Raw genomic sequence first — 21533 nt, 5'->3', positions numbered from 1 at the left:
TTCCTTTCCACGAACAGACTTCACACCCATGCTATGTGCGGGTACCGACAAGCCCGATACGGTGGCGATATGACCCCAACCAACATCACGGTCGACGACACCTACACCGGTCACGTGGATCCGGGAACCGCGGCGCGGCGCACCCTCGCCAACGCCTCGATCATCAAGGTGTCGGTGGGTCCCATGGACAACAACTGCTACCTGGTGACCTGCACGTCAACCGGCGAAACACTGCTGATCGACGCGGCCAACGACGCCGACGTCCTGCTGGAACTCATCAAACAGTACGCGCCCGAGCTCGTGCTGATCGTGACGAGCCATCAGCATTTCGACCACTGGCAGGCGCTGGAGGCAGTGGCGAAGAGCACAGGCGTGCCCACCGCGGCGCACCAACTCGACGCCGAGCCGCTCCCGGTGACGCCGGACCGCATCCTCGCCGACGGCGACACCATCCGCGTCGGCGACCTGTCCCTCGACGTCATCCACCTGCGCGGGCATACGCCGGGTTCGGTGGCGCTCGCGCTGTCCGGCGCCGACGAGTCCGGAGCCACCCATTTGTTCACCGGCGACTGCCTGTTTCCCGGCGGGGTCGGCAAGACGTGGCAGCCGGGTGACTTCGAACGGCTCCTCGGGGATGTGACCACCAAGGTGTTCGACGTGTACGACGACAACACCGTCGTCTACCCCGGCCACGGCGACGACACGTCATTGGGTGCCGAGCGTCCCAGCCTGGCTGAATGGCGCGAACGCGGCTGGTAGAACGCCGCGCTAGCTGGTGTGCACGATGAGCACGTCGGTCTTCGACCGGCGGGCCACGTTCGCGGGTACCGACCCGAGCAAGCGGCCGGCGATCGTGCTCAGGCCCACGTTGCCGACGACCAACAGGTCGGCCTTGACGTCGTCGGCCAGTTCGACGAGCGCATCGACGGGTGCGCCGACGATCGGGCGCTCCTCGATGTCGGTGGCGCCTGCGGCCTTCGCCCGGTCGGTCGCCTCCCGCAGGATGGCGTAGATGGGAGCGTTGCCCGCCATCTTGTAGCCCTCGTCCTTGAGCACGTCGGCAGCGCGCTGGTCTTCGCTTTGAGGGAAGTACGCCGTCGCAATGATCAGCTTCGCGTTAGACCCGGCGGCAATCTGACCGGCACGGTCCACCGCACGCAGTGACGAATCAGACCCGTCCGTACCGACCACCACGGTTCGATAGGCGCTCATCCATATCCTCCCACTGTCAGTTCCAACGCCACCCGAGACAGTAACCCGTACCCGCTGGACAGGGGCGCGAATCACGACACCCGTACGTGCAGCTCACAAATCGGTCGGGTATCCGGCTCGGTGACGTTTATCGGCACTGATGTTAACCACAGCTTGCCGAAAATCGGTGCCGACCGTGACACAGGTGACGCCGCGCCGCGCCGAGTTGCCGGCAGCCACCGCCGGCGCAGAAGTGACCGGGCTCATGGTCGTGCGCCAAAATCACACCCGCAGAATGGTTTTCACGACCGAATGCGAGCCTGCGACCCGGCAGGAACTCCGCCGACCATGAGCCACGGTACGCCTGACGAACACCTCTTCACGCAGGCGACATGTCCGCGGGTTACGGTTTTGCCGTCTGGGGGGAGGTAAACGGCCATTCACGCAGAGCTCTCACTGAACACTGCGCGCGCCACCGGTCTCGGCGCGCGGCACCGCGCCGGCCGTTTCGACGCCATACCGGTCGCGATGTTCGCGATCGCGCTGAGTGCGGCCGGGGCGGCCAGGCCGTCCCTGTGGTTCGACGAGGCCGCCACGATCTCGGCGGCCACGCGGCCGGTGCCCGAACTCTGGGCGCTGATCGGCAATATCGATGCCGTACACGGCCTCTACTACCTGGCCATGCACGGGTGGTTCTCGGTTTTTCCGGTCACCGAGTTCTGGTCGCGGTTCTCGAGTTGCCTTGCGGTCGGCGGCGCAACGGCCGGTGTCGTGACGCTGGGTCGGCAATTCTCGAGCCGCACGCTATCGGTGTGCGCCGGAATACTGTTCGCGATCCTGCCGCGGGTCACCTGGGCAGGCATCGAAGCCCGCTCGTATGCGTGGACAATGTTGGCTGCGGTGTGGTTGACGGTGCTTCTCGTCGCCGCGATCCGGGCGCGCCGCGGCATGCTGTGGGCGGCATACGGTGCGGCGCTTGCCCTCTCGACGCTGCTGAACATCTTCGTCGTGTTGATCGTGCTGCCCCACGCCGTCGCCGTGATGCTGCTGTCGCGCCGTGCCGTTGGGCCGTGGCTCGCCGCGTCGGTTCCGGCGGTGTCGGCGGTGACACCGTTCATCTTGTGGTGCCGCTCGCAGAGTTTCCAGGTGGGCTGGATCTCGCCGTTGGGCTCCCACACGTTCGCCGAGGTGGCGCTCGAACAGTATTTCGACCACAGTGTGGCGTTCGCGCTGTTGGCCGCGGTGGCACTGGCCGCACCGCTGCTGGTGCGGCGAATCCGCCCGGCGGATACCGGAAGTCGGCAGTTGGCGGTGATCGCCGCGGTGTGGGTTGTCGCGCCCACCGCGGTTCTGCTCGCCTATTCACCTGTTGCGCAACCGCTTTACTATCCACGATATCTGTCCTTCACCGCTCCGGCGGCAGCCCTTCTGCTCGCGGTGTGCGTCGTCGCGGTTGCCCGGACCCGGGAATGGATCACCGCGGTGCTCGCGCTGTTCGCGCTCGCCGCCACGCCCAACTACCTGGTGGTGCAGCGCGGGCCGTATGCCAAGGAAGGCATGGACTTCAGCCAGGTCGCCGACGTCATCACCGCCCACTCCTCCCCCGGCGACTGCCTGATCCTCGACAACACCACGAGCTGGAAACCCGGGCCCATCCGGCCCATCACCGCGGCCCGCCCCACCGCCTATGCCCACCTCGTCGATCCCGGCCGCGGACGAACGGCCGTCGAGCGAAACCGGCTGTGGGACGCCCACCTCGGCATCTGGGGCGTTGCCGAACAGGTTCGCCGATGCACGGTGTTGTGGACGGTGTCCGAACGCGATCCGTCGGTGCCCGATCGGCAGAGCGGTGAAGCGCTCGATCCGGGGCCGCGCCTCGAGCGGGCACCGGCCTACCGCGTGCCGGAAGGGTTCGGCTTTCACATCGTCGAGCGGTGGCAGTTCAGCTTCGCCCAGGTGGTCAAATCGACCCGGTAGGCGTCAACCGCGCCGATCGCGGCCGAAGTAGATCTCCTGCGTTGCCGTGCACACGAGCTGCCCCGCCCGGTTGTACATCGTCCCGGTTGCCAGCCCACGCCCACCGATACCGCTGGGCGACACCTGATCCGACAACACCCAGTCGGACAGGTCGGCCGGACGGTGAAACCACACCGCGTGGTCGATGAGCGCCGAGAACGAGTCGATCTGCGTGGTGCGCCGCATCGTCACCGAGGTTTCGAGCATCGTGGTGCCGGTGACGTAGGTGAGCAGACAGCAGTTGACGAGCGGATCGTCGGTGACGGGTTCGGTTGGCCGCCACCACATCCGCGTGTGCTGCGGCGGGTCGGGCATATCCATGGCCAGCCGTGGCGGGGCATCGACATACCGGCGCGCGATCCACTGCGGGCGCACCCAGAACCCGTGGTGTTCGTCGGCGTAGGCACTCAGCTGATCCTCGACCGGGGCCAGCGCCTCGGGGGCGGGCACATCGGGCAACGGCTGGTGATAGTCCATCGCCTCGACCGGGGCGGTCAGCGAGACAAGGGCTTCCAACAACACCTCACCGCCCTGCTGAGCCCGCACCTGCCGCGTCGACAACGCACCGCCGTCCCGAAGGTTCACGACCTCCATGTCGACGGGGTAACGCGCGTCGCCGGCCCGCAACAGATACACGTGGACGCTGTGCGGTAGCCGTCCGGGTGCCGTGCGGCTTGCCGCCATCAACGCCTGCGCGGCGATGTGGCCGCCGACGATGTGGTGGTTGGCATTGTCGAGCTGAGTCGCGACGAACGTGTTGTCGCCGGAGCCGGCAAGGTCGAGTGTGGCCAGGATGTCGGCTAACTGCGGCAGGGGCACCGCAGCATTATGCGCGGTGCCCCTTTGCCCATGCCCAAGCGGTGAGTCGCCAACCATCGCCGCCTCGGCGCAGCGCAACCGTGAAGACGGAATCCCTTTGCATCACTTGTTGTCCTCGAAGGTCGAACGCCATCGTCGCGGGCACGACCACATAGGCGTAGTCGCCCGTCACGTCGACATGCGTTGGTTCGGCGAGCGTTATGTAGTACCCGGAGGCCCCCAAGTGCTCGCCTTCGGCAAGCACGTCTCGCCACCAGTCCTGGGCCGCTGTCGGGCCCTGCCACACATGCGGCGACATCCCGTCAAGAATCTGCATCGTGTCGTGACATGCGGCCTGCTGTTCCTCGGCGTCTCCATTGTTGAAAGCGTCGACGTAACGGCGCACCACAGCCATCGGATCAGTGCCAGTCACGCCGTGATGCTAACCAGCTTGACCACGTGATGCGGCGAATTGTCTACGCCGCCCGGTGCATACTTCCTTGTGCACGGGGCGGCGCAGACGTGCTGGAGCGAGTGACGGGATTCGAACCCGTGTAAACGGCTTTGCAGGCCGGTGCCTAGCCACTCAGCCACACCCGCATCAGGTCAGACTGTGCCAGGAGTGCGGACACCGGCCCAGGTTTTCAATCGTGGTGATTGCATTCGTCGGCGGGACCGGCAAGGGGCATGCCTGCCGCGATTCCGCCCTGCGGCCATCCGGCAGGCGAGTCCTCCCACGGCTCCTGGCGCCCATACGGCGTCAGATCGAGGAACGGATACCCCACGGACGAGTGGTCGAGACCGCGGGCGTACGCCGAGTACGTGTGGAACACCTCGTCGCCGCGCCGCAGGAAGACGCTCGCGCCCGGCCAGTCGCCGTGCAGGTCGTCATCGCTGAAGCCGGCGGCATGCAGGTCGTCGAGAGATTTGTAGTTGTACTCGATCGGCGCCCGGGCCGGATCGAGGGTCACGTGGTAGTCGTACGTGAAGTCGCTGTCGCGCGACGAGTACCACGGGAAGGTCCAGCCGTGCTGGTCGCGATAGCGCGCAATGCTGGAATACGGCGCGCGCGACACACACGCGAAGGTGACGTCCTTGGCGTTCAGCAGGGCTCGGTCTTTCTCGGTGAACGTGAGATCGGCCGCGGCCGTGCAACTCGGGCAGCCGGCATCGTTGGCATCGATCCACATGAAGTGGTGGATGTAGAGCTGGCTGCGTCCCTCGAACATGTCGAGCAACCGGACTTCGCCGTCCGGACCTTCGAACACGTAGTCCTTTTCGACCTTCACCATCGGCAACCGGCGTCGTTCGGCGTTGACGGCATCGCGCAGGTGGGTGACTTCGCGCTCGCGGGCCAGCAGTTTCTTGCGGGCGGCAAGCCAGTCGTCACGCGTGGCGACGTCGGGATATGCGGTGGGCTGTGCAGACATGAGCATCACTCCTCGTCGGAAAATCGCCTCGCTGGTATGGACTCGCTCAGCACCCGAAAGTCATCGCATCCGCGCTAATTTGTTCGGCATGGATCTCTGGCTGGCCGACCCGCCGTTCTTCGGCGGACCGGGGCAAGGCACGCGACAGTTGATCGAGTTGTTCGTCGCGTTCGGGCTGACCGCGTTGATCGGCCTCGAACGGGAGGTCCAGGGCAAGAGCGCGGGCCTGCGCACGCAGACGATCGTCGGTACCGCAGCCGCGCTGATCCTGCTCGTGAGCAAGTACGGGTTCAGCGACGTGCTGGCCGAAGGCACCGTGGTGGTCGACCCATCTCGTGTCGCCGCCCAGATCGTCTCCGGCATAGGTTTTCTCGGGGCAGGCATCATCATCTTCCGCCGCGGCTCGGTGCACGGGCTGACGACCGCGGCCGCAGTATGGGAATCGGCGGCGATCGGCATGGCCGCCGGCGCCGGGCTGCTGTTGCTGGCGTGCACCGTGACCGTGATGCATTTTGTGATCGTCCTCGGGTTCATGCCACTGGCCCGGCGGCTGGCCGCGCGCCTCAGCGGGTCGGTCCGCATGCACGTCACCTACGAGGAAGGACGTGGCGTGATGCGCGAACTCCTCCAGGCGTGCGACCGCCGGCAATGGCAGCTGACCGACCTGGCCACCGACGCACCGGGCGAGCCGCTCGGCGCCGACGGCCGCTCCGGTGTGGTCCTGACGTTGTCGGGCAGCGGCATCCTCAACGCACCGGCGGTCCTCGCCGCGATCGATGGCGTCACCGCGATCCACCAACTCGACGAAGACCCCGACTGAGAGACGCCCATGGTCACGTATCGCAACCCCGGTCCGATCTCATTCGACGCGGTGATCGAAAAGCCCGACCGCCCAGGCGCTTACGTCGAGTTTCCGTTCAGTTCAGTTGAACTGTTCGGCGTCCGCGCACGGGTGCCGGTTCACGTGCGTTTCGACGACACGGTCGACTACACCGGATCGCTGGCCCCCTACGGCGGCAGGCACATCCTCGGCGTGCGCAAGGAGATCCAAGACACGCTCGGGAAGTCGCACGGCGACACCGTGCACGTCGAATTGTCGCTCGACACCGATCGTGCCGAGGTCGCCGAGGACTGACTCATGCTGGCCGGCAGTCTGTTTCAGGCTTCACGCGGACGAGCGTCCGCAAAATGCCGCCAATTCACGGCGTGTCGCCGTACAGACACGGTCGCTCGCGGTGCTAGCGAGGACGTCCAGAGCGGAACGACGCGATTGCGCCGGCAGTGGCGAGCACGGCGAACGCGCCGAAGAGCCAGCGGGCCGCCGATGCGTCGCCGGTGTCGGTGAGGTTGACGACGACCCCGGCCAATCCGGCCCCGAAGGCCCCGCAGATGAGCTGGACGGTGTTGATTGCCGCCGCCGCGGCGGGTCCTTCTGCGGGATCGTCGACACTGCTCATCGCCCACGCGGACAAATGCGGCCACGCGATACCGATGCCAGCGCCGGTCACGAGCAGGCCCAGCGCCCACAGCACGACGAGCCAGACCGGCATGCCGTTGCGAATCAGGATGGCGCCGGCCGTCAGGCCGACCGCCATCACGAGCGGTGCGATCGCGACAGTCCGCACGATCACCCGGCGGTTCTGCACCGATGCGCTGGCGATCTCGCCCACGGTCCAGCCGACTGACAGCACCGCGCCGAAGAACCCGGCCACCACGGGCGTCAGATGCGCAAGCCGTTGCCCGAACAACGGCACGTACATGTCGACCATGGTGGCGGCCATCAGCACACCCAGCGTGAGGTAGATCCACTTGAGTGGGCCGGCGCCGAATGTGCTGGGCGGCAGGACCGATGCCTTCGCGCGCCGGTCGACGACCACGAAGGCGACCACAAGCGCGATGCCCAGCGTCAGCAGCGCAGCGGTGGCTCGCGCATCGTGCGGTATGCCGGCCACACTGACGGCCATGGCCGCCGAACCCAGCAGTGCAAGGGAGGCCACCGGTATGCCGGGCGCTCCGGCCGTTTCGTCGCCGCGCCCCGGCAGTGCGATGGGAACCAGCACGGCCATAGCAAACGTGAGGATCACGAGCACACCGAACGCCCACCGCCAATGCCCGTACTGGGCGAACAGTCCCCCGGCGGCCGGGCCGACGAGGGTGCCGACCCCCCACATCGCCGATACGAGGGCAGAGGCCTTGGTCCACAACGTATTCGGCAGCGCGGTGTTGATGACGGCATAGCCGAGCCCGGCCAACAATCCCCCCGCGAACCCCTGGACCGTGCGGCCGGTGAGCAGGATCTGCATGCTCGGTGCGAGCGCACAACCCAGGCTGCCCGCGCCGAACACCGTGAGCGCCGACAGGTACGCAAACCGCGGGCCCATCCGCATCAACACCGAGTGCACGGTCGTCGCGGCCATGACCGAGGCCACCAGATAGACGGCCGTCACCCACGCGTAGAAACGTTGGCCCCCGATATCGGCGACCGCGCTGGGCAGCAGACTGATGGTCAGAAACTCGTTGGTGGCGTACAACAACACGCCGCCGGCGAGCACGGTCGACGCACCGAGGTTCCGGGGACCCAGCAGCTGACGCCAAGTTCCGGTCGCTCCGTTTGTCGCGGTCGTCGCGGTGTCGGTCACGCCGCTGACGCTAGATCCTCAACCGCCGTTGAGGTCAAGGCCGGCTTATTTGAGCCCCGCCGCGTCCATGCCGCGCAGTTCCTTCTTGAGATCGGCGATCTCGTCACGGATGCGGGCGGCCAACTCGAACTGCAGATCTCGCGCCGCTGTCATCATCTGTTCGGTCAGATCCTTGATGAGGTCGGCCAATTCGGCCCGAGGCATGTTGGTGGTGTCGCGCCCCTCGACAATCCCGCCACTGACCGCCCGGCCCGGTGCACCCTGGGCACGACGTCCGCGCGAGGCGTTCCGCCCGGAACCGCCGATCTCGACGGTCTCGCTGTCGTCGGCCTCCCGGTAGACCTGGTCGAGGATGTCGGCGATCTTCTTGCGCAACGGTTTCGGATCGATGCCGTTGGCTTTGTTGTACGCGATCTGCTTCGCGCGGCGCCGTTCGGTCTCGTCGATCGCCTCACGCATCGAATCGGTGATCTTGTCGGCGTACATGTGGACCTCACCCGACACGTTGCGCGCGGCTCGGCCCGTGGTCTGGATCAAGCTGCGGGCATCGCGCAAAAAGCCCTCCTTGTCGGCGTCGAGGATCGACACCAGCGACACCTCGGGCAGGTCGAGACCCTCACGCAGCAGGTTGATGCCGACCAGCACGTCGTATTCACCGAGGCGCAGTTGGCGCAGCAACTCGACCCGGCGCAGGGTGTCGACCTCCGAATGCAGGTACCGCACCTTGATACCGAGCTCCAGGAGGTAATCGGTGAGGTCCTCGGCCATCTTCTTGGTCAGCGTCGTGACCAGGACCCGCTCGTCGGCTTCGGCCCGCTTGCGGATTTCCCCGATCAGGTCGTCGATCTGGCCCTTGGTCGGCTTGACGACGATCTTCGGGTCGACCAGGCCGGTCGGGCGGATGACCTGTTCGACGAACTCACCGCCGGTCTGCGCGAGCTCGTAGCGCCCGGGAGTCGCCGACAGGTACACCGTCTGTCCGATCCGATCCGCGAACTCCTCCCAGGTCAGCGGTCGGTTGTCGACCGCTGACGGCAGCCGGAAACCGAAGTCGACCAGGTTGCGCTTGCGGGACATGTCGCCCTCGTACATGCCACCGATCTGCGGGACGGTGACGTGCGACTCATCGATGACGAGCAGGAAGTCCTCGGGGAAGTAGTCCAGCAGCGTCGCCGGCGCCGAACCCGCAGGCCGGCCGTCGATGTGGCGCGAGTAGTTCTCGATGCCCGAGCAGAAGCCGACCTGGCGCATCATCTCGATGTCGTAGTTGGTGCGCATACGCAACCGCTGAGCCTCCAGGAGCTTGCCCTGGCCCTCGAGTTCGGCCAGCCGCTCCTCCAGTTCCTGCTCGATGGTCGAGATCGCGTGGGCCATGCGCTCCGGACCGGCCACGTAGTGGGTCGCCGGGAAGATCCGCAGCGAATCGACCTGGCGGACCACGTCACCGGTCAGCGGATGCAGATAGTAGAGCGCCTCGATCTCGTCGCCGAAGAACTCGATCCGTACCGCGAGCTCCTCGTAGGACGGGATGATCTCGACGGTATCGCCCCGGACCCGGAACGTGCCGCGCGTGAACGCGGTGTCGTTGCGGTTGTACTGGACGTCCACCAGCAGCCGGAGCAGACCGTCGCGCGGCACCTCGTCACCGACGTTGAGCTCGACCGAGCGGTCCAGGTAGGACTGCGGCGTGCCGAGGCCGTAGATGCACGACACCGATGCGACCACGACGACATCGCGCCGCGACAGCAGACTCGACGTGGCCGAGTGGCGCAGCCGCTCGACATCGTCGTTGATCGAGCTGTCCTTCTCGATGTAGGTGTCGGTCTGCGCGATGTACGCCTCGGGCTGGTAGTAGTCGTAGTACGACACGAAGTACTCAACGGCGTTGTTCGGCAACATCTCCCGCAACTCATTGGCCAGCTGCGCGGCGAGCGTCTTGTTGGGCGCCATCAACAGCGTGGGCCGTTGCAGCCGCTCGATGAGCCAGGCCGTGGTGGCCGACTTGCCGGTGCCGGTGGCGCCCAGCAGCACCACATCCCGCTCCCCCGCCTTGATCCGGCGTTCGAGCTCGTCGATGGCCGCGGGCTGATCGCCGGCCGGCTGGTATTGGCTGACCACCTCGAACCGGCCGCCGGCACGGACCAGGCCGTCCACGGCGTCGACCGCCGGCCGGTACTCCGAATGCGCGAGCACGGGATGTTCGGTAGCGAAAGCCATGTTCACCAGGGTAGAGCTGTGCACCGACAAGTTCCGGGTGTGTTCGCCGACCGCGTAGGCTGACGCCATCCACGCACCCAAGCACGAGACATTTGACCTGGTCGACCGCACGAATACGGATCCGAAGGGGATCGTGCGGGCCGTTGACGTCTACACGGTCGAACCATGGGGTCTGTACATGGCGCGGCCGACACCGGGGCGGGCTCAGTTCCACTATCTGGAATCCTGGTTGCTCCCGTCGCTCGGGCTGCGGGCCAGCATCTTCCATTTCAACCCTGGCCACGAGCGAGACCAGGACTATTACCTCGACGTCGGCCGGTTCACCGCGGGGCCCCGGTCCTGGCACTCCGAGGATCACTACCTTGACCTGGTCCTTCGCACCGGAATCGGCGTGGAACTCTGCGACGTCGACGAGCTGCTCACGGCGGTCCGGCACGGCTTGTTGACGCCCGAACTCGCCGAAGACGCCGTCCAGACCGCCGCGGCGACGATCGACGGCCTCGCGCGGCACGGCTACGACCTCGACCGGTGGCTTGCTGGCAACGGCATGGCCCTCACGTGGCAAGGGTTGTAAGGTCAAGATTCATGAGGTCAACTAAGTACGCGTGCGCGGTGGCTGCTGTGCTGGCAGGCCTGCTGTCCGGCGCGCAGTTGGTGCCCCCCACAGCGCTGGCCGAGCCTGAGATGCCACCTCAGCCCGAGGTCGAGCCCCAACCGGATCAGCAACTGCACAACGTCACGTACAAGGCGAGAATCGACGGCGTTTCCCGCAACGCGCAGATCACCTACAAGATCGACGACAGCCAGGTCAACACCGCCGATCCGACGATGCTGCCGGGCCGGACGTTCGAGGCCACCGGCGTCGTGTCGGACCCGCAGTTGGCGGGCATGACCGTGCGCATCGACTGGCCGTACTCGGCCAATCTGCATTGCGAGATCCTCGTGGACGACCAGATCGTCGCCCAGGCCGACACCTGGGTCGCGCCGCGGCTGACGCGGCCGAACAACGATCCCGGCTACGGGAGCCTGCCCTGCGGCGCCAGCGTGGACGTCCTCGGCACCGCGCCGGTCGTCCCGGCGGCGCCCGTCGATCCCGCCGTGCCGGCACCGCCTGCCGCTTAGAACACCGACCAGCCGGCCAACCGCGCGAACTCCTCGATCGCGGTGACTCCCCCTGCGGAGTTGCCGTCCCCGTCGAGCGGTGGGCTCCACACGCACACTGTGCCGCGCCCGGGCATCACCGCGAGCACGCCACCGCCGATACCGCTCTTGGCCGGCAAACCGATGCGATATGCGATGTCGCCTGCCGCGCCGTACATACCCGAGGTCAGCAGCACCGCGTTGACCCGGCGCACCGTCGCCGCATCGAGCACAACATGCCCGGCGGTGCGATCGGCCAGGAACAAGCCGGCCCGCGCGATGGTCTGCACCGAAGCCGTGATCGCGCATTGCGCGAAGTATTGCGGCAGGATCCGATCGATGTCGTTGATCAGCCGCCCATGCTCGGCCAGCACGTGGGCGATGGCCGAATTGCGGTGATCCGCAACCATTTCCGACTGCGCCACTAGTGGGTCCGAGTACACCGGCGCCCCGGGATGGCCGCAGCGGATCAGCTCGATCGTGGCATTGACGGCATCGCCGGTATGCGTCAGGAGCCGGTCGGTCACCACGAGCGCCCCGGGGTTGACGAACGGGTTGCGCGGGCGCCAGTGGTTGCGCTCCAGATCGGCGACCGAGCCGTAGCCGGCGTCGGTCGGGCCCCACCCCACATCGGTCCAGGCGTCGGGATCGTGCCGCAGCAACGCGCACAACGCGAAGAGCTTGGACACGCTCTGATGGAAAACCCCGTGTCGGAGTCACCGATATGGGCATGGGCACCGTCGACGGTCGCGACCGCCATCGCGAACCTCGTTGCCGCGACGTCGGCAAGTGCGGGCACCTGCCGGGATACGTGGCCGGTTCGGGCGGCTTCGCGTCCTCTTTCCTGCGCTGCCAGCAGGTAGTCGCGCAGCCGCGCACCCGCCATCGAGTCACCAGACAACCGCGTGCCGGGCATCGTCACCCTCCCATGAGGCTCGTCCGGCCAATCAGAAGACAATTGGCCAAAATCACCAGTCTTTAGACCAAAACAGTTCCACGCTCAAAACTGTTCGTGTAAACGTTATGTCACGCGCGACCCTATTAGGTCTATGGGCCTTGTCTTTAGACCTTTTCAATCCTAGGCTCGCGGCAACCGATTGAAAGGCAGGTGGCGATGGCAGTCGACTTCGACCAGGGAACGGGGGCGGCGCGATCCGCACCCAAGGGCGGCCCGGCCACCTTGAAGCGTGGCGCGATCGGGCTGGCCGGTGTGGTTTTCATGGTGGTCGCCTTCTCGGCTCCGATCACCGCGATGACCGGCAACCTCCCCGTCGCGGTGGGGTTCGGCAACGGGCTGGGGGCGCCCGGCGGATTCGTGATCGCGACCATCGTGCTGACGATCTTCAGCATCGGATTTGTCGCCCTGGCCCGCCATATCACCGCGGCAGGCGCCTTCTACACGTTCGTGTCGCGGGCCTGGTCGAGGATCCCGGGGCTCGCTGCGGGCGTGCTGCCCGCCTTCACCTACATGACGATGGAAGCCGGCCTCATCGGTATCTTCGCCGCCTTCGCCGATCAGGCCTTCACCGCGCAGTTCGGAATGGACCTGCCGTGGGAGGTCTATGCGGTGTTCGGTCTCGTCGCCATCGCCGCGTTGTCGCACTTCGACATCTCGGTGGCCGCCAAAGTTCTCGGCGTCGTGCTGGTATCCGAGATCGCCATGCTGTCGATCACCGCGATCGCCGGGCTGATCCACCATCCCGACGGCATGAGCTTCACGTCCCTGAGCCCGCTCACCGCGTTGAGCACCAACGGCGTCGCCGGTGGTGTCGTCGGACTTGGACTGTTGATGGCCTTCTGGTCATGGGTCGGATTCGAGTCGACTGCGATATACGGCGAAGAGTCCAAGAACCCCAAGCGGATCGTCCCGTTGGCCACCATGATCGCCGTGATCGGCATCGGTGTGTTCTACACGTTCATCTCCTGGGGCGTCGTCGTCGGCAATGGCCCGGCCAGAGCCGTGGAGCTGGCGTCCGGGCCGACGCCCTTCGACCTGCTGTACGCACCCACCGCACAGTACGTCGGCCAGTGGGGCGTAACGGTTTTCGAATGGCTCGTGGTCGGTGGCTCGTTCGCCTGCGCATTGGCGATCCACAATTCGGCGGCCCGCTACCTGTTCGCATTCGGTCGCGACGGCCTGCTGTGGCGTCGCCTGGGTGAGGCACATCCGAAGCATGCCTCACCGTGGGTGGCATCGCTGGCACAGAGTGTGTTCGCCGCACTTCTGGTGACGGTCTGCTCGGTCACGGGCTCGGATCCCTACGCAGACCTCTTCGTCCTGGTCGCGATCCTCGCGACGCTGCTGCTTCTGATCGTGCAGACGATGTGCTCGATCTCCACGGTCGTGTACTTCCACATCAAGAAGCAGCATCCGGAGACGGCGTCGTGGTGGCGCACCCTGCTGGCACCGATAGTCGGCGGCGCGGGAATGCTCTACGTCATCTACCTGATGGCGTCGAACATGCAGGCGGCCGCCGGAGCCGCCTCAGACACCTTGTTCTTCAAGGCCATTCCGTACCTTGTCGTGCTGCTCACGCTCGGATCGATCGCGCTCGCGCTGTACTGGCGCAACGCCAGGCCGGACCGGTACGCGCGCATCGGCAGCACGATCTTCGACGATCACGATCCCGTCCGCGAGCCCGCCGTCTGAGTTCGACGCGGACGCGCGCCCGGTGCGATCACGATTACCCCCCCGATGGGTCGCACCGGGCGCTTCCAAATCGAGGAAAGATCAACGCTTGAGCCAGGACTCGATCGTGTGCCGAGTGTCGTTGATGTGGGCCTCCATTCGGGCGGCGGCCAACTCGGGCTCCCGGTTCTCGATCGCTTCGAGGATCGACTCGTGGTAGTCGTTCGCGTTGGGCTCCAAGCGACCGAAGATCGCACCGACCGGAAGCCACATCCGCCGGCGAGCGTCGGCGACCGCATCGAGCAGGCGGTCGTTCTGCGCGGCCTGGGCGATGCCCAGGTGAAACGCCGAGTCCAGGGTCTGAAAATCGGTGGTGTGCTGGGCCGATTGGTCTTCGAGCGCCGTCTGGAGCGCCGAATCCATCCCGGTCAGCAGCTTGTGCAGCTCGGTGAGGTCGACCGCTCGGCGCCGGTCCGCGGCAAGCCGGGTGGCGCCGGTCTCGACGATGATGCGGTAGTCGAACGCATCGCGGATGGCCCGCTTGTTGCGGCGCATCTCGCGCCGCATCTCGACGGGGTCATACTCGGGCGCCTGCACGGTGAACCCACCACCACGCCCGCGACGCACCGCGATCAGGCCCTCGCGCTCCAACACGGCGACTGCCGTGCGGACCGTCGTCCTCGACACGTCGAGCATGTCCGACAGCTCGCGCTCGGTGGGCAGCCGGTCGCCCGGGCGGAACTGCCCGAGTTCCAGAGCCCGCCTCATCTGGTCGACGACCAGTTCATGGGCCGGGATCTGCCGGACCGGAACCAACGCTGGTTTCGCTGCTGACATGCCAGCCCCCCCTTCGGATGCCCACAGGTTACCGCATACCCGCTGATAACAGCGTTTGCCTTACCCAATAGACCAAACGAAAATTTAAAGTCCTAAAAACTTGACCTATAGCCCTTTAACGGCGAAACTCGGTGGAGTACAGGGCAGCTGAGCACAGATGAGGATCATCGATTGAGTAACAAAGTGATCGTGACGGGCGGAGCCGGCGTGATCGGCCAGGCGATCTGCCGCCGGCTGTTGCAGAGTGACTACGTCCCCGTGGCTGCCGACCTCAAACCAGCCGTCGACGCACTCGACCTCGAGCAGTCCGGCCTGCAGGGCACGGTGCCGGTGGCGATGGACGTCGCCGACCGCGAGAGCATCGAGAGCGCGGTGACATCGGTGGTCGACGACGGCGAGACCATCAGCGGCCTGGTCAACTGCGCTGGCATCCTGCGAGATTCGTTTCTCGGCGAACTCGACGAAGCCAAGCTCGAGTTGATGTTCCAGGTGAACATCGCCGGGATGGCACGGGTGACCGACGTGGTGGCACCCCGACTGACCCAGGGCAGCGCGATCGTCAACATCGGCTCGTTGACCGGGCATTTCGGTCGGTTCCGCGGCGCGTCGGTGTACGGCGCCACGAAAGCCGGAATCGCCGCCTACACCCGTTATCTCGCCGAGGAGTTGGCCCCCCGCGGCATCCGGGTCAACAACATCGCTCCCGGGGTCATCCGTGCGCCGATGAGCCCCTCGATGGCCAGGGTGTCGGGTGGCGAGGAGGTGAGCGCCGGTTACGCGATGCTGGGGCGCATCGGTGAGCCGGAGGAGGTCGCCGAGGCGGTCGAGTTCATGCTGTCACCACGTGCGTCGTTCATCACCGCGCAGACCCTGCTAGTCGACGGCGGAGTGGTGGCCTGGTGAGCACCCAACTCGACACCACCGTCCTCGACGTCGAGGCCGCCAACGCCGCGGCGTTCGCGCACCTCGACGAAGCCGATCCATGGGTCATCGACGTGGCGCCGGCCCGCGAGGTCCTGCCGGGCTTCCGCGACAACCTGGTCCTCACCTCAGGGGCGCCCATGCCGTGGTCGGCCTACACGGGTGGGCAGCGCGAAGCTCTCATCGGTGGCGCCCTGTTCGAAGGTCTCGCCGCCACCCGCGAGGAGGCGATCGCCGCTTTCGCGGACGGCCGCATCGAGGTGGGCGCATGCCACGATTTCTCCGCGGTCGGCTCGCTTGCCGGGATCTACACCGCGTCAATGCCGGTGTTCGTCGTGGTGAATCGCACACGCGGCAACCTGGGGTTCTGCAATTTCTACGAGGGTAAGGAACCCAGGCGGCTCAACTACGGCTGTTACGACGACGGCGTGCGCGACCGGCTGCGCCACGTCAACGACGTGCTGGCACCCGTGGTCGGGGAGGCGATCCGCCGTCAGGGTGGCATCGCGCTCAAACCCTTGATCGCCCGCGCACTGCGGATGGGCGACGAGGTACACAGCCGAAACGCCGCCGCCTCGATCCTGTTCAACCGCGAGATCCTGCCGGCGATCCTCGACATGGTCGACGCCAAGGTTCCCGGTGTGCGCGACACCCTGCTGCACCTGGCCGAGAACGACTACTTTTTCCTGCGGCTTTCGATGGCAGCCGCCAAGGCCTCGGCCGACGCGATGTCGGTACCGGGCTCGACCCTGGTGTCGGCGATGGCATTCTCCTGCCGCGGTTTTGCGATCAAACTGGCCGGGCTCGGCGACACCTGGTTCGAAGGTCCACCACCGATCCACCAGGGCAAGCTCTTCACCGGCCACACCGAGGACGAGATCACCTGGATGGGCGGCGAATCCCCGATCACCGAAACCGTCGGCCTCGGCGGCTTCGCGCAGGCATGCGCGCTGTCCCTGCAGGAGTACCAGGGCGGCTCACCCGAGATCATGATCGAACGCAACCGGGAGATGTATGCCATCACCCACGGCGAGAACAGCGCCTACCGCATCCCGCTGTTCGGCTTCCGCGGCACGCCGACCGGTATCGACGCCCGAAAGGTGCTTGAAACCGGAGTGCTGCCGGTCATGGATGTCGGACTGGCCGGCCGCGACGGCGGCCAGATCGGTGCGGGCGTGATCCGCGCACCACGAGAATGCTTCGTCGACGCCATGGCCGAGCATGCTCTCAGGTTCGGTCCGCGATGACGGCGCCGAAATCGCTCGCCTTGACGTTCAGCGGCGGTGACGCCGTGGTCACCGGCGCAGCATCCGGCATCGGGGCTGCCACAGCGCAGCAGCTGATGTCGGCAGGCATCCGGACGATCCGGCTCGATGTCCTTACCCCCCAACCGGATTCCTGCTACGGAGCCGACCTTCAGGTGTGCTGTGCAGCCGACGTGCGCGACGCCGACCTGTTGTCGGTGCTGCGAGATCAGAACGTGTCCACCGATGCGGTCAGCTACGTGGTCAACTGCGCGGGCGTCCTCGACAACACCGGATTCAGCGGCGTCGCGCGTGAACAGTGGTTGCGCTGCCTGGAGATCAACCTGGTCGGCGCCTATAACGTCGTCGACGCGCTCACACTGGCGTTGCGCCGCAACGCACCGGCCGCGATCGTCAACATCACCTCGATCGAGGCGTCGCGTGTCATCGCGCTTTCCGATCCCGACCCCACTCCGCAATACGCGGCGTCGAAGGCCGGACTGCACATGCTCACGCAGACCAGCGCCCGCGCCCTCGCATCCGATGGCATACGGGTCAACAGCATCTCCCCCGGTTTCGTCGCCACCCCGATGGCTGCCGCGCACGGCGACACCGGCCGCCTGCCACCGGCCCTGGCGCCACGGGTGCCGGCCGGAAGGTTCGCCGATCCGGACGAAATCGCCTCGGCCGTCGCCTATCTGCTCAGCGACCAGGCCGCCTATGTCACCGGGTCCGAGCTGCGCATCGACGGCGGGTTCGGGCTGACATGACACGCACCCACATGCCCGTGGTGGCATACGAACCGTCGTTGGGCCGCAATGCTCGTGTCGGCGACTGGGCCGAACTCGCCCGCGGGACGTTCCGCAGCGCGATCGAATGCGCGGAGCGTCACGACTGGGAAGCCGCCGCGCAACTGGTCGAGGTGTCGGTGCTCGAAGCCGATGAACTGCGCGACATCTACGACCGCTGGCCCGAGGCAACACTGCAGTGGATCCGCGCGCACGGCGCCGGCGGGGCCGACCTCGACAGCGCGGTGGCGCGGCTCGCCGGACTCGTCGGATCGCAAGCTGTGGCCGGTATCGGCCCCCGATGGCCCACCTATCTCGGCGCCGTCACGGACGCCGCCCGCGCGTGCCGCGATCAAGATCCGGAGGCGGCCGCGCTGATCGAAGCGGCACGGCTGGCGTGGCAACACATTCACGACCACGCCGTCGACCGGGTGGCCGGGATGATCGACATCGCGGTCAAACTCGTCGGTGAACAGTCCCTCGGTGCGCTGTGGGACTTCCTGATGAGCGACTGGTACGAGATCCATGCGCGCCGTTACGCATTGGACAACCAGCCCTGGACCGAATCGGCACATCAGTTGATGATCGCGATCGTCGACGGCTTCCACGCGCACCTCGCCGGCACCGCACGCCAAGGCGACATCGAGCTGATCTCAGAACCGGGCCGCACCGGATTCCGGTTCGCGCCATGCGGATCCGGCGGCCGCTCACTCGACGGCCGGATCACCGAAGGAACCCCCCGGTCCGGTGCACCGTACGGATTCGCCGTCACCACCGAGCCACACGACTGGGCGTGGAACACCGTCGGCATCTGCTCCTACTGTGTGCACTGCTGCCAACTCAACGAGGTCATGCCCATCGATCGGCTGGGCTACCCGACCCGCGTGATCGACCCACCGACGTGGACACCGACCGACCCGACGACCTCGTGCACATGGTGGGTCTACCACGATCCCGCCGACGTTCCCGACCACATCTACCACCGGGTCGGGCGCGACCCGGCCCGCCGACCGCGCCGAACGACGAGGAGCGATACGCATGGCTGACACCGTGGCGATGACACAGCTCGAAGTGGCCGACTACGACCTCGGCCTGCGCGGCAAGCTCGTGCGCTCGGCCAAGACGCGGGGCGGCACCCACCTGGCCTTCTGCACGATCGTCTACGGCTTGTCGCTGACGGACGATGTGACCGACACACCGTTCAGCAGCGCGGGCAACGGATACCCCGATGCCCTGCTGAAGCCCGATGAATCCACGCGTGTTCGGCTGCCGTGGCGCCCCGGCACCGACGCCGTGATCGCCGAGCTCGTCGACACCGACGACCGGCCGTTGGACCTCTCGCCCCGCGCCGTGCTCGGCACTCTGACCGACCGATATGCCGACCTGGATCTGGCCCCCGTGCTGGGCTTCGAATACGAGCTGTGGATCTTCTCCGCCGACCCGGCGCACACCCCCCACGGCCGCACCGAGAATGCCTACAGCCTCACCCGATGCGCCGAGATCAACAGTTTGGCAACCGAATTCGTCAACCGGATGGATCAGGTGGGCATCGAGGTCGAGATGTTCCACGCCGAACTGGGCCCGGGCTTCTTCGAGTTCACCCTGGCGCCCGCACCCGCCGTGCGAGCTGCGGACAACGCCGTGCGGGCCCGACAGTACCTGCGCGACCTGTGCGCCGAGCACGGACTGCACGCCAGCTTCATGGCAAAGCCGTTCGCCGACAAGTCCGGAGCCGGTGGCCACGTGCATTCGAGTCTGAACCGCGAAGGCGTCAATGTGTTCTCCGACGGATCGGGTGTGTTGTCAACCGAAGGCCGCCACTACCTCGCCGGATTGCTGGCGGGCATGGCGGACACGGTGCTGATGCTCAACCCGAATGTCAACTCTTACAAGCGCATCGACCCGGAGATGTTCACACCCGCGACGGCCAGTTGGGGTTACGACGACCGTGGCACCGCAGCGCGGGTCATCGTCACCGACCCCAAGTCCGCGCGCGTCGAGCACCGCAGGCCCGGTGCCGACGCCAGTCCCTACATCGTCGGGGCCGCACTGCTGGCGGCCGGTCTGCACGGACTGACCGAGGAACTGGCGCTGCCGGACCGTGCCGCCGAGCCCGCCGAGCTGCCCGGCGACCTGGGCGGCGCGCTCACGCAGTTCGAGAGCTCGACGTGGCTGGCCGACCTACTCGGTAAGCCGTTCACCACGTCGTTCGGCGCCACCCGCCGTGCCGAACTGCAACGCTATGAACGTTGGCTACGGAGCACCATCACCAGCTGGGAACTGCATCGACACCTGGAGCACCAATGAGCACCGCACCCGCACTGGACCTCGACCGATTCGAGGAGCTGGCCGCGGCCGGCGAGATCACCACCGTGGTCTGCGCCGCCCCCGACCCCTACGGACGGCTGGTCGGCAAACGGCTGACCATCCCAGCCTTTCGAAGCCTGGGGCTTGACGGCAGCGGCATCAACGCCAGCAGTTTCATCTTCGCGGTCGATCTTGAGATGAACCCGCTCGACCTGCCGGTGTCCAACGCGGCCAACGGCTGGGTGGACATCCGCCTGGTACCGGACCTGTCGACGTTGCGCCGCGTGCCGTGGGAGCCGACCGCCGCGCTGGTCATCTGCGACGCCTACCACATGGATTCCGACCAACCGTTGGCCGTGGCACCGCGCACGATCCTCCGGGCTCAGCTCGAACGGGCCGCGCAGCACGGTATGTCCTTCAAGTTCGCCTCGGAATTGGAGTTCTACCTGGCCGCCACACCGCCGCGCGAGGCGTGGGAGTTGGGGTACCAGAACTTGAAGATGCTCTCGGACTACCGATCTGACTACCAGATGATCCAGGCCGCGCGTGACGACTGGTTCATCGAGCGGATCCGCAATCAGATGCCCGAGTTCGGGGTGCCGATCGAATCGTCCAAACCCGAATGGGGCCTGGGACAGCAAGAGGTCACCCTCGACTACTGCGACACGCTCGAAATGGCCGATCGGCACGTGCTGTTCAAGTACGGCGTCAAACAGCTGGCCAACGCCGCCGATCTGACGGTGACGTTCATGGCGAAGCCGAAGATCGACGAGGTCGGGTCATCGTGCCACCTGCACGTCAGCATGTGGTCGGACGACAGCGGCGAATCGCTGTGCTGGTCGCCCGAGCACCACGGCATGTCCGACCGGTTCGGCTCCTTTGTGGCCGGCCAGCTCCATCACGCCGCCGACATCAGCCTGATGTTCGCACCGACCATCAACTCCTACAAGCGTTTTCAGCCCGACCAGTTCGCCGGAACGGCGATCGCCCTCGGCAACGACAACCGGTCGTGTGCATTCCGGCTGGTCGGCACCGGTCCGGCGTTCCGGGTGGAGAACCGGATACCCGGCGCCGACGTCAACCCGTACTACGCCTACGCGGCGACGATCGCGGCCGGGCTCGACGGCATCGAACGCGAGCTTCCCGCTCCCGGCATATTCGACGGAAATGCCTGGACGGGAAGCGGTGTCACGACTGTGCCCACTGCACTGCACCGATCGCTCGATCTGTTCGCCGAAAGCAAGATGGCCCGAACCGCGTTCGGCGACGAGGTGTTCGAGCACCTCTTGGCGTCCGCGCAGAGCGAACTCGAGGCCTTCGACTCCCACACCGTGACGGATTGGGAGTCCCGCCGCTACTACGAACGCGTCTGAAGG

20 protein-coding genes, 1 tRNA gene and 1 pseudogene are annotated in these 21533 nt (G+C 66.4%); 13 read left to right on the top strand and 9 right to left on the bottom strand.

From position 1 onward, the window contains the following. The first annotated feature begins 69 nt into the window (after positions 1-69). On the top strand, positions 70-759 hold the full coding sequence (locus AWC31_RS33790; RefSeq protein WP_067852748.1) for an MBL fold metallo-hydrolase: 690 nt from the start codon (positions 70-72) through the stop codon (positions 757-759). 9 nt (positions 760-768) lie between these two features. On the opposite strand, the gene AWC31_RS33785 is transcribed toward AWC31_RS33790, so the two are convergent. Continuing rightward, positions 769-1212 (bottom strand): universal stress protein, encoded by a 444-nt coding sequence (locus tag AWC31_RS33785; RefSeq protein ID WP_067852751.1) that lies wholly within the window; start codon positions 1210-1212, stop codon positions 769-771. Positions 1213-1719: 507 nt separating this feature from the next. Here AWC31_RS33785 and AWC31_RS33780 point away from each other — a divergent pair. Continuing rightward, positions 1720-3168, top strand: coding sequence for a glycosyltransferase family 39 protein (locus AWC31_RS33780; RefSeq protein WP_110775380.1), 1449 nt, complete (start codon positions 1720-1722; stop codon positions 3166-3168). Between the two features lie 3 nt (positions 3169-3171). On the opposite strand, the gene AWC31_RS33775 is transcribed toward AWC31_RS33780, so the two are convergent. The 4 genes from AWC31_RS33775 to AWC31_RS33760 all read right to left on the bottom strand — a co-directional run bounded on the left by AWC31_RS33775 (position 3172) and on the right by AWC31_RS33760 (position 5435). Continuing rightward, the gene (locus AWC31_RS33775) at positions 3172-4026 is read right to left on the bottom strand and encodes an acyl-CoA thioesterase (protein WP_067852755.1); all 855 of its coding nucleotides are present in this window, start codon (positions 4024-4026) and stop codon (positions 3172-3174) included. A gap of 7 nt (positions 4027-4033) precedes the next feature. Continuing rightward, positions 4034-4438 carry a YybH family protein gene (locus AWC31_RS33770; RefSeq protein WP_234817081.1) on the bottom strand — a complete coding sequence of 135 codons (405 nt, stop codon included), beginning with the start codon at positions 4436-4438 and terminating at the stop codon, positions 4034-4036. A gap of 93 nt (positions 4439-4531) precedes the next feature. Then, a tRNA-Cys gene (locus AWC31_RS33765) sits at positions 4532-4605 on the bottom strand. A 44-nt stretch (positions 4606-4649) separates the two neighbouring features. After that, complete coding sequence (locus tag AWC31_RS33760; protein WP_085149978.1) at positions 4650-5435, bottom strand: DUF899 domain-containing protein; 786 nt, start codon at positions 5433-5435, stop codon at positions 4650-4652. Positions 5436-5523: 88 nt separating this feature from the next. Between AWC31_RS33760 and AWC31_RS33755 the strand changes: the two genes are divergently transcribed. Together AWC31_RS33755 and AWC31_RS33750 are read left to right on the top strand one after the other, a co-directional pair. Then, on the top strand, positions 5524-6255 hold the full coding sequence (locus AWC31_RS33755; RefSeq protein WP_085149782.1) for an MgtC/SapB family protein: 732 nt from the start codon (positions 5524-5526) through the stop codon (positions 6253-6255). A gap of 9 nt (positions 6256-6264) precedes the next feature. Then, positions 6265-6570: a DUF1905 domain-containing protein gene (locus AWC31_RS33750; protein ID WP_067852759.1), complete on the top strand. Its 306-nt coding sequence runs from the start codon at positions 6265-6267 to the stop codon at positions 6568-6570. 103 nt (positions 6571-6673) lie between these two features. Here AWC31_RS33750 and AWC31_RS33745 read toward each other — a convergent pair whose 3' ends face one another. Together AWC31_RS33745 and uvrB are read right to left on the bottom strand one after the other, a co-directional pair. Then, positions 6674-8074 (bottom strand): MFS transporter, encoded by a 1401-nt coding sequence (locus AWC31_RS33745; RefSeq protein ID WP_085149780.1) that lies wholly within the window; start codon positions 8072-8074, stop codon positions 6674-6676. A 45-nt stretch (positions 8075-8119) separates the two neighbouring features. After that, complete coding sequence (gene uvrB / locus AWC31_RS33740) at positions 8120-10291, bottom strand: excinuclease ABC subunit UvrB (protein ID WP_085149976.1); 2172 nt, start codon at positions 10289-10291, stop codon at positions 8120-8122. A gap of 67 nt (positions 10292-10358) precedes the next feature. Between uvrB and AWC31_RS33735 the strand changes: the two genes are divergently transcribed. Together AWC31_RS33735 and AWC31_RS33730 are read left to right on the top strand one after the other, a co-directional pair. After that, entirely contained in the window at positions 10359-10865 is a 507-nt protein-coding gene (locus AWC31_RS33735; RefSeq protein ID WP_198538943.1) for a ribonuclease FAU-1 family protein, read from the top strand. A gap of 11 nt (positions 10866-10876) precedes the next feature. Next, positions 10877-11413, top strand: coding sequence for a hypothetical protein (locus AWC31_RS33730; protein WP_207626471.1), 537 nt, complete (start codon positions 10877-10879; stop codon positions 11411-11413). On the opposite strand, the pseudogene AWC31_RS33725 reads toward AWC31_RS33730, so the two are convergent. Next, positions 11410-12191, bottom strand: a pseudogene (locus AWC31_RS33725) (glutaminase). The gene AWC31_RS33730 and the pseudogene AWC31_RS33725 overlap by 4 nt on opposite strands. Positions 12192-12545: 354 nt before the next feature. Here AWC31_RS33725 and AWC31_RS33720 point away from each other — a divergent pair. Continuing rightward, positions 12546-14081: an APC family permease gene (locus tag AWC31_RS33720; protein WP_207626470.1), complete on the top strand. Its 1536-nt coding sequence runs from the start codon at positions 12546-12548 to the stop codon at positions 14079-14081. A gap of 81 nt (positions 14082-14162) precedes the next feature. Here the strand turns inward: AWC31_RS33720 and AWC31_RS33715 are convergent, their stop codons facing one another. Continuing rightward, the gene (locus AWC31_RS33715; protein ID WP_067852768.1) at positions 14163-14897 is read right to left on the bottom strand and encodes a FadR/GntR family transcriptional regulator; all 735 of its coding nucleotides are present in this window, start codon (positions 14895-14897) and stop codon (positions 14163-14165) included. A 171-nt stretch (positions 14898-15068) separates the two neighbouring features. On the opposite strand from AWC31_RS33715, the gene AWC31_RS33710 reads away from it, so the two are divergent. Genes AWC31_RS33710 through AWC31_RS33685 form a run of 6 tightly spaced genes read left to right on the top strand, consistent with a single transcriptional unit; the run spans position 15069 to position 21530 of the window. Beyond that, positions 15069-15800: an SDR family NAD(P)-dependent oxidoreductase gene (locus AWC31_RS33710; RefSeq protein WP_207626469.1), complete on the top strand. Its 732-nt coding sequence runs from the start codon at positions 15069-15071 to the stop codon at positions 15798-15800. Continuing rightward, the gene (locus AWC31_RS33705) at positions 15797-17065 is read left to right on the top strand and encodes a YlbE family protein (protein ID WP_085149771.1); all 1269 of its coding nucleotides are present in this window, start codon (positions 15797-15799) and stop codon (positions 17063-17065) included. Before AWC31_RS33710 ends, AWC31_RS33705 begins: the two co-directional genes overlap by 4 nt. Continuing rightward, positions 17062-17832, top strand: a complete 771-nt coding sequence (locus AWC31_RS33700; RefSeq protein ID WP_085149769.1) for an SDR family NAD(P)-dependent oxidoreductase — start codon at positions 17062-17064, stop codon at positions 17830-17832. The genes AWC31_RS33705 and AWC31_RS33700 overlap by 4 nt, the downstream gene beginning before the upstream one ends. Further along, the gene (locus AWC31_RS33695) at positions 17829-18896 is read left to right on the top strand and encodes a hypothetical protein (protein WP_085149767.1); all 1068 of its coding nucleotides are present in this window, start codon (positions 17829-17831) and stop codon (positions 18894-18896) included. Before AWC31_RS33700 ends, AWC31_RS33695 begins: the two co-directional genes overlap by 4 nt. Continuing rightward, entirely contained in the window at positions 18889-20157 is a 1269-nt protein-coding gene (locus tag AWC31_RS33690; protein ID WP_085149765.1) for a glutamine synthetase family protein, read from the top strand. The genes AWC31_RS33695 and AWC31_RS33690 overlap by 8 nt, the downstream gene beginning before the upstream one ends. After that, the gene (locus tag AWC31_RS33685) at positions 20154-21530 is read left to right on the top strand and encodes a glutamine synthetase family protein (protein ID WP_085149763.1); all 1377 of its coding nucleotides are present in this window, start codon (positions 20154-20156) and stop codon (positions 21528-21530) included. Before AWC31_RS33690 ends, AWC31_RS33685 begins: the two co-directional genes overlap by 4 nt. Positions 21531-21533 lie beyond the last annotated feature (3 nt).

The sequence above is a fragment of the Mycolicibacterium wolinskyi genome, from assembly GCF_002101965.1.
Lineage (GTDB): Bacteria > Actinomycetota > Actinomycetes > Mycobacteriales > Mycobacteriaceae > Mycobacterium > Mycobacterium wolinskyi.
The sequence above is the reverse complement of the archived record's forward strand: the minus strand, read 5'-3'. Positions and strand labels throughout refer to the sequence as shown.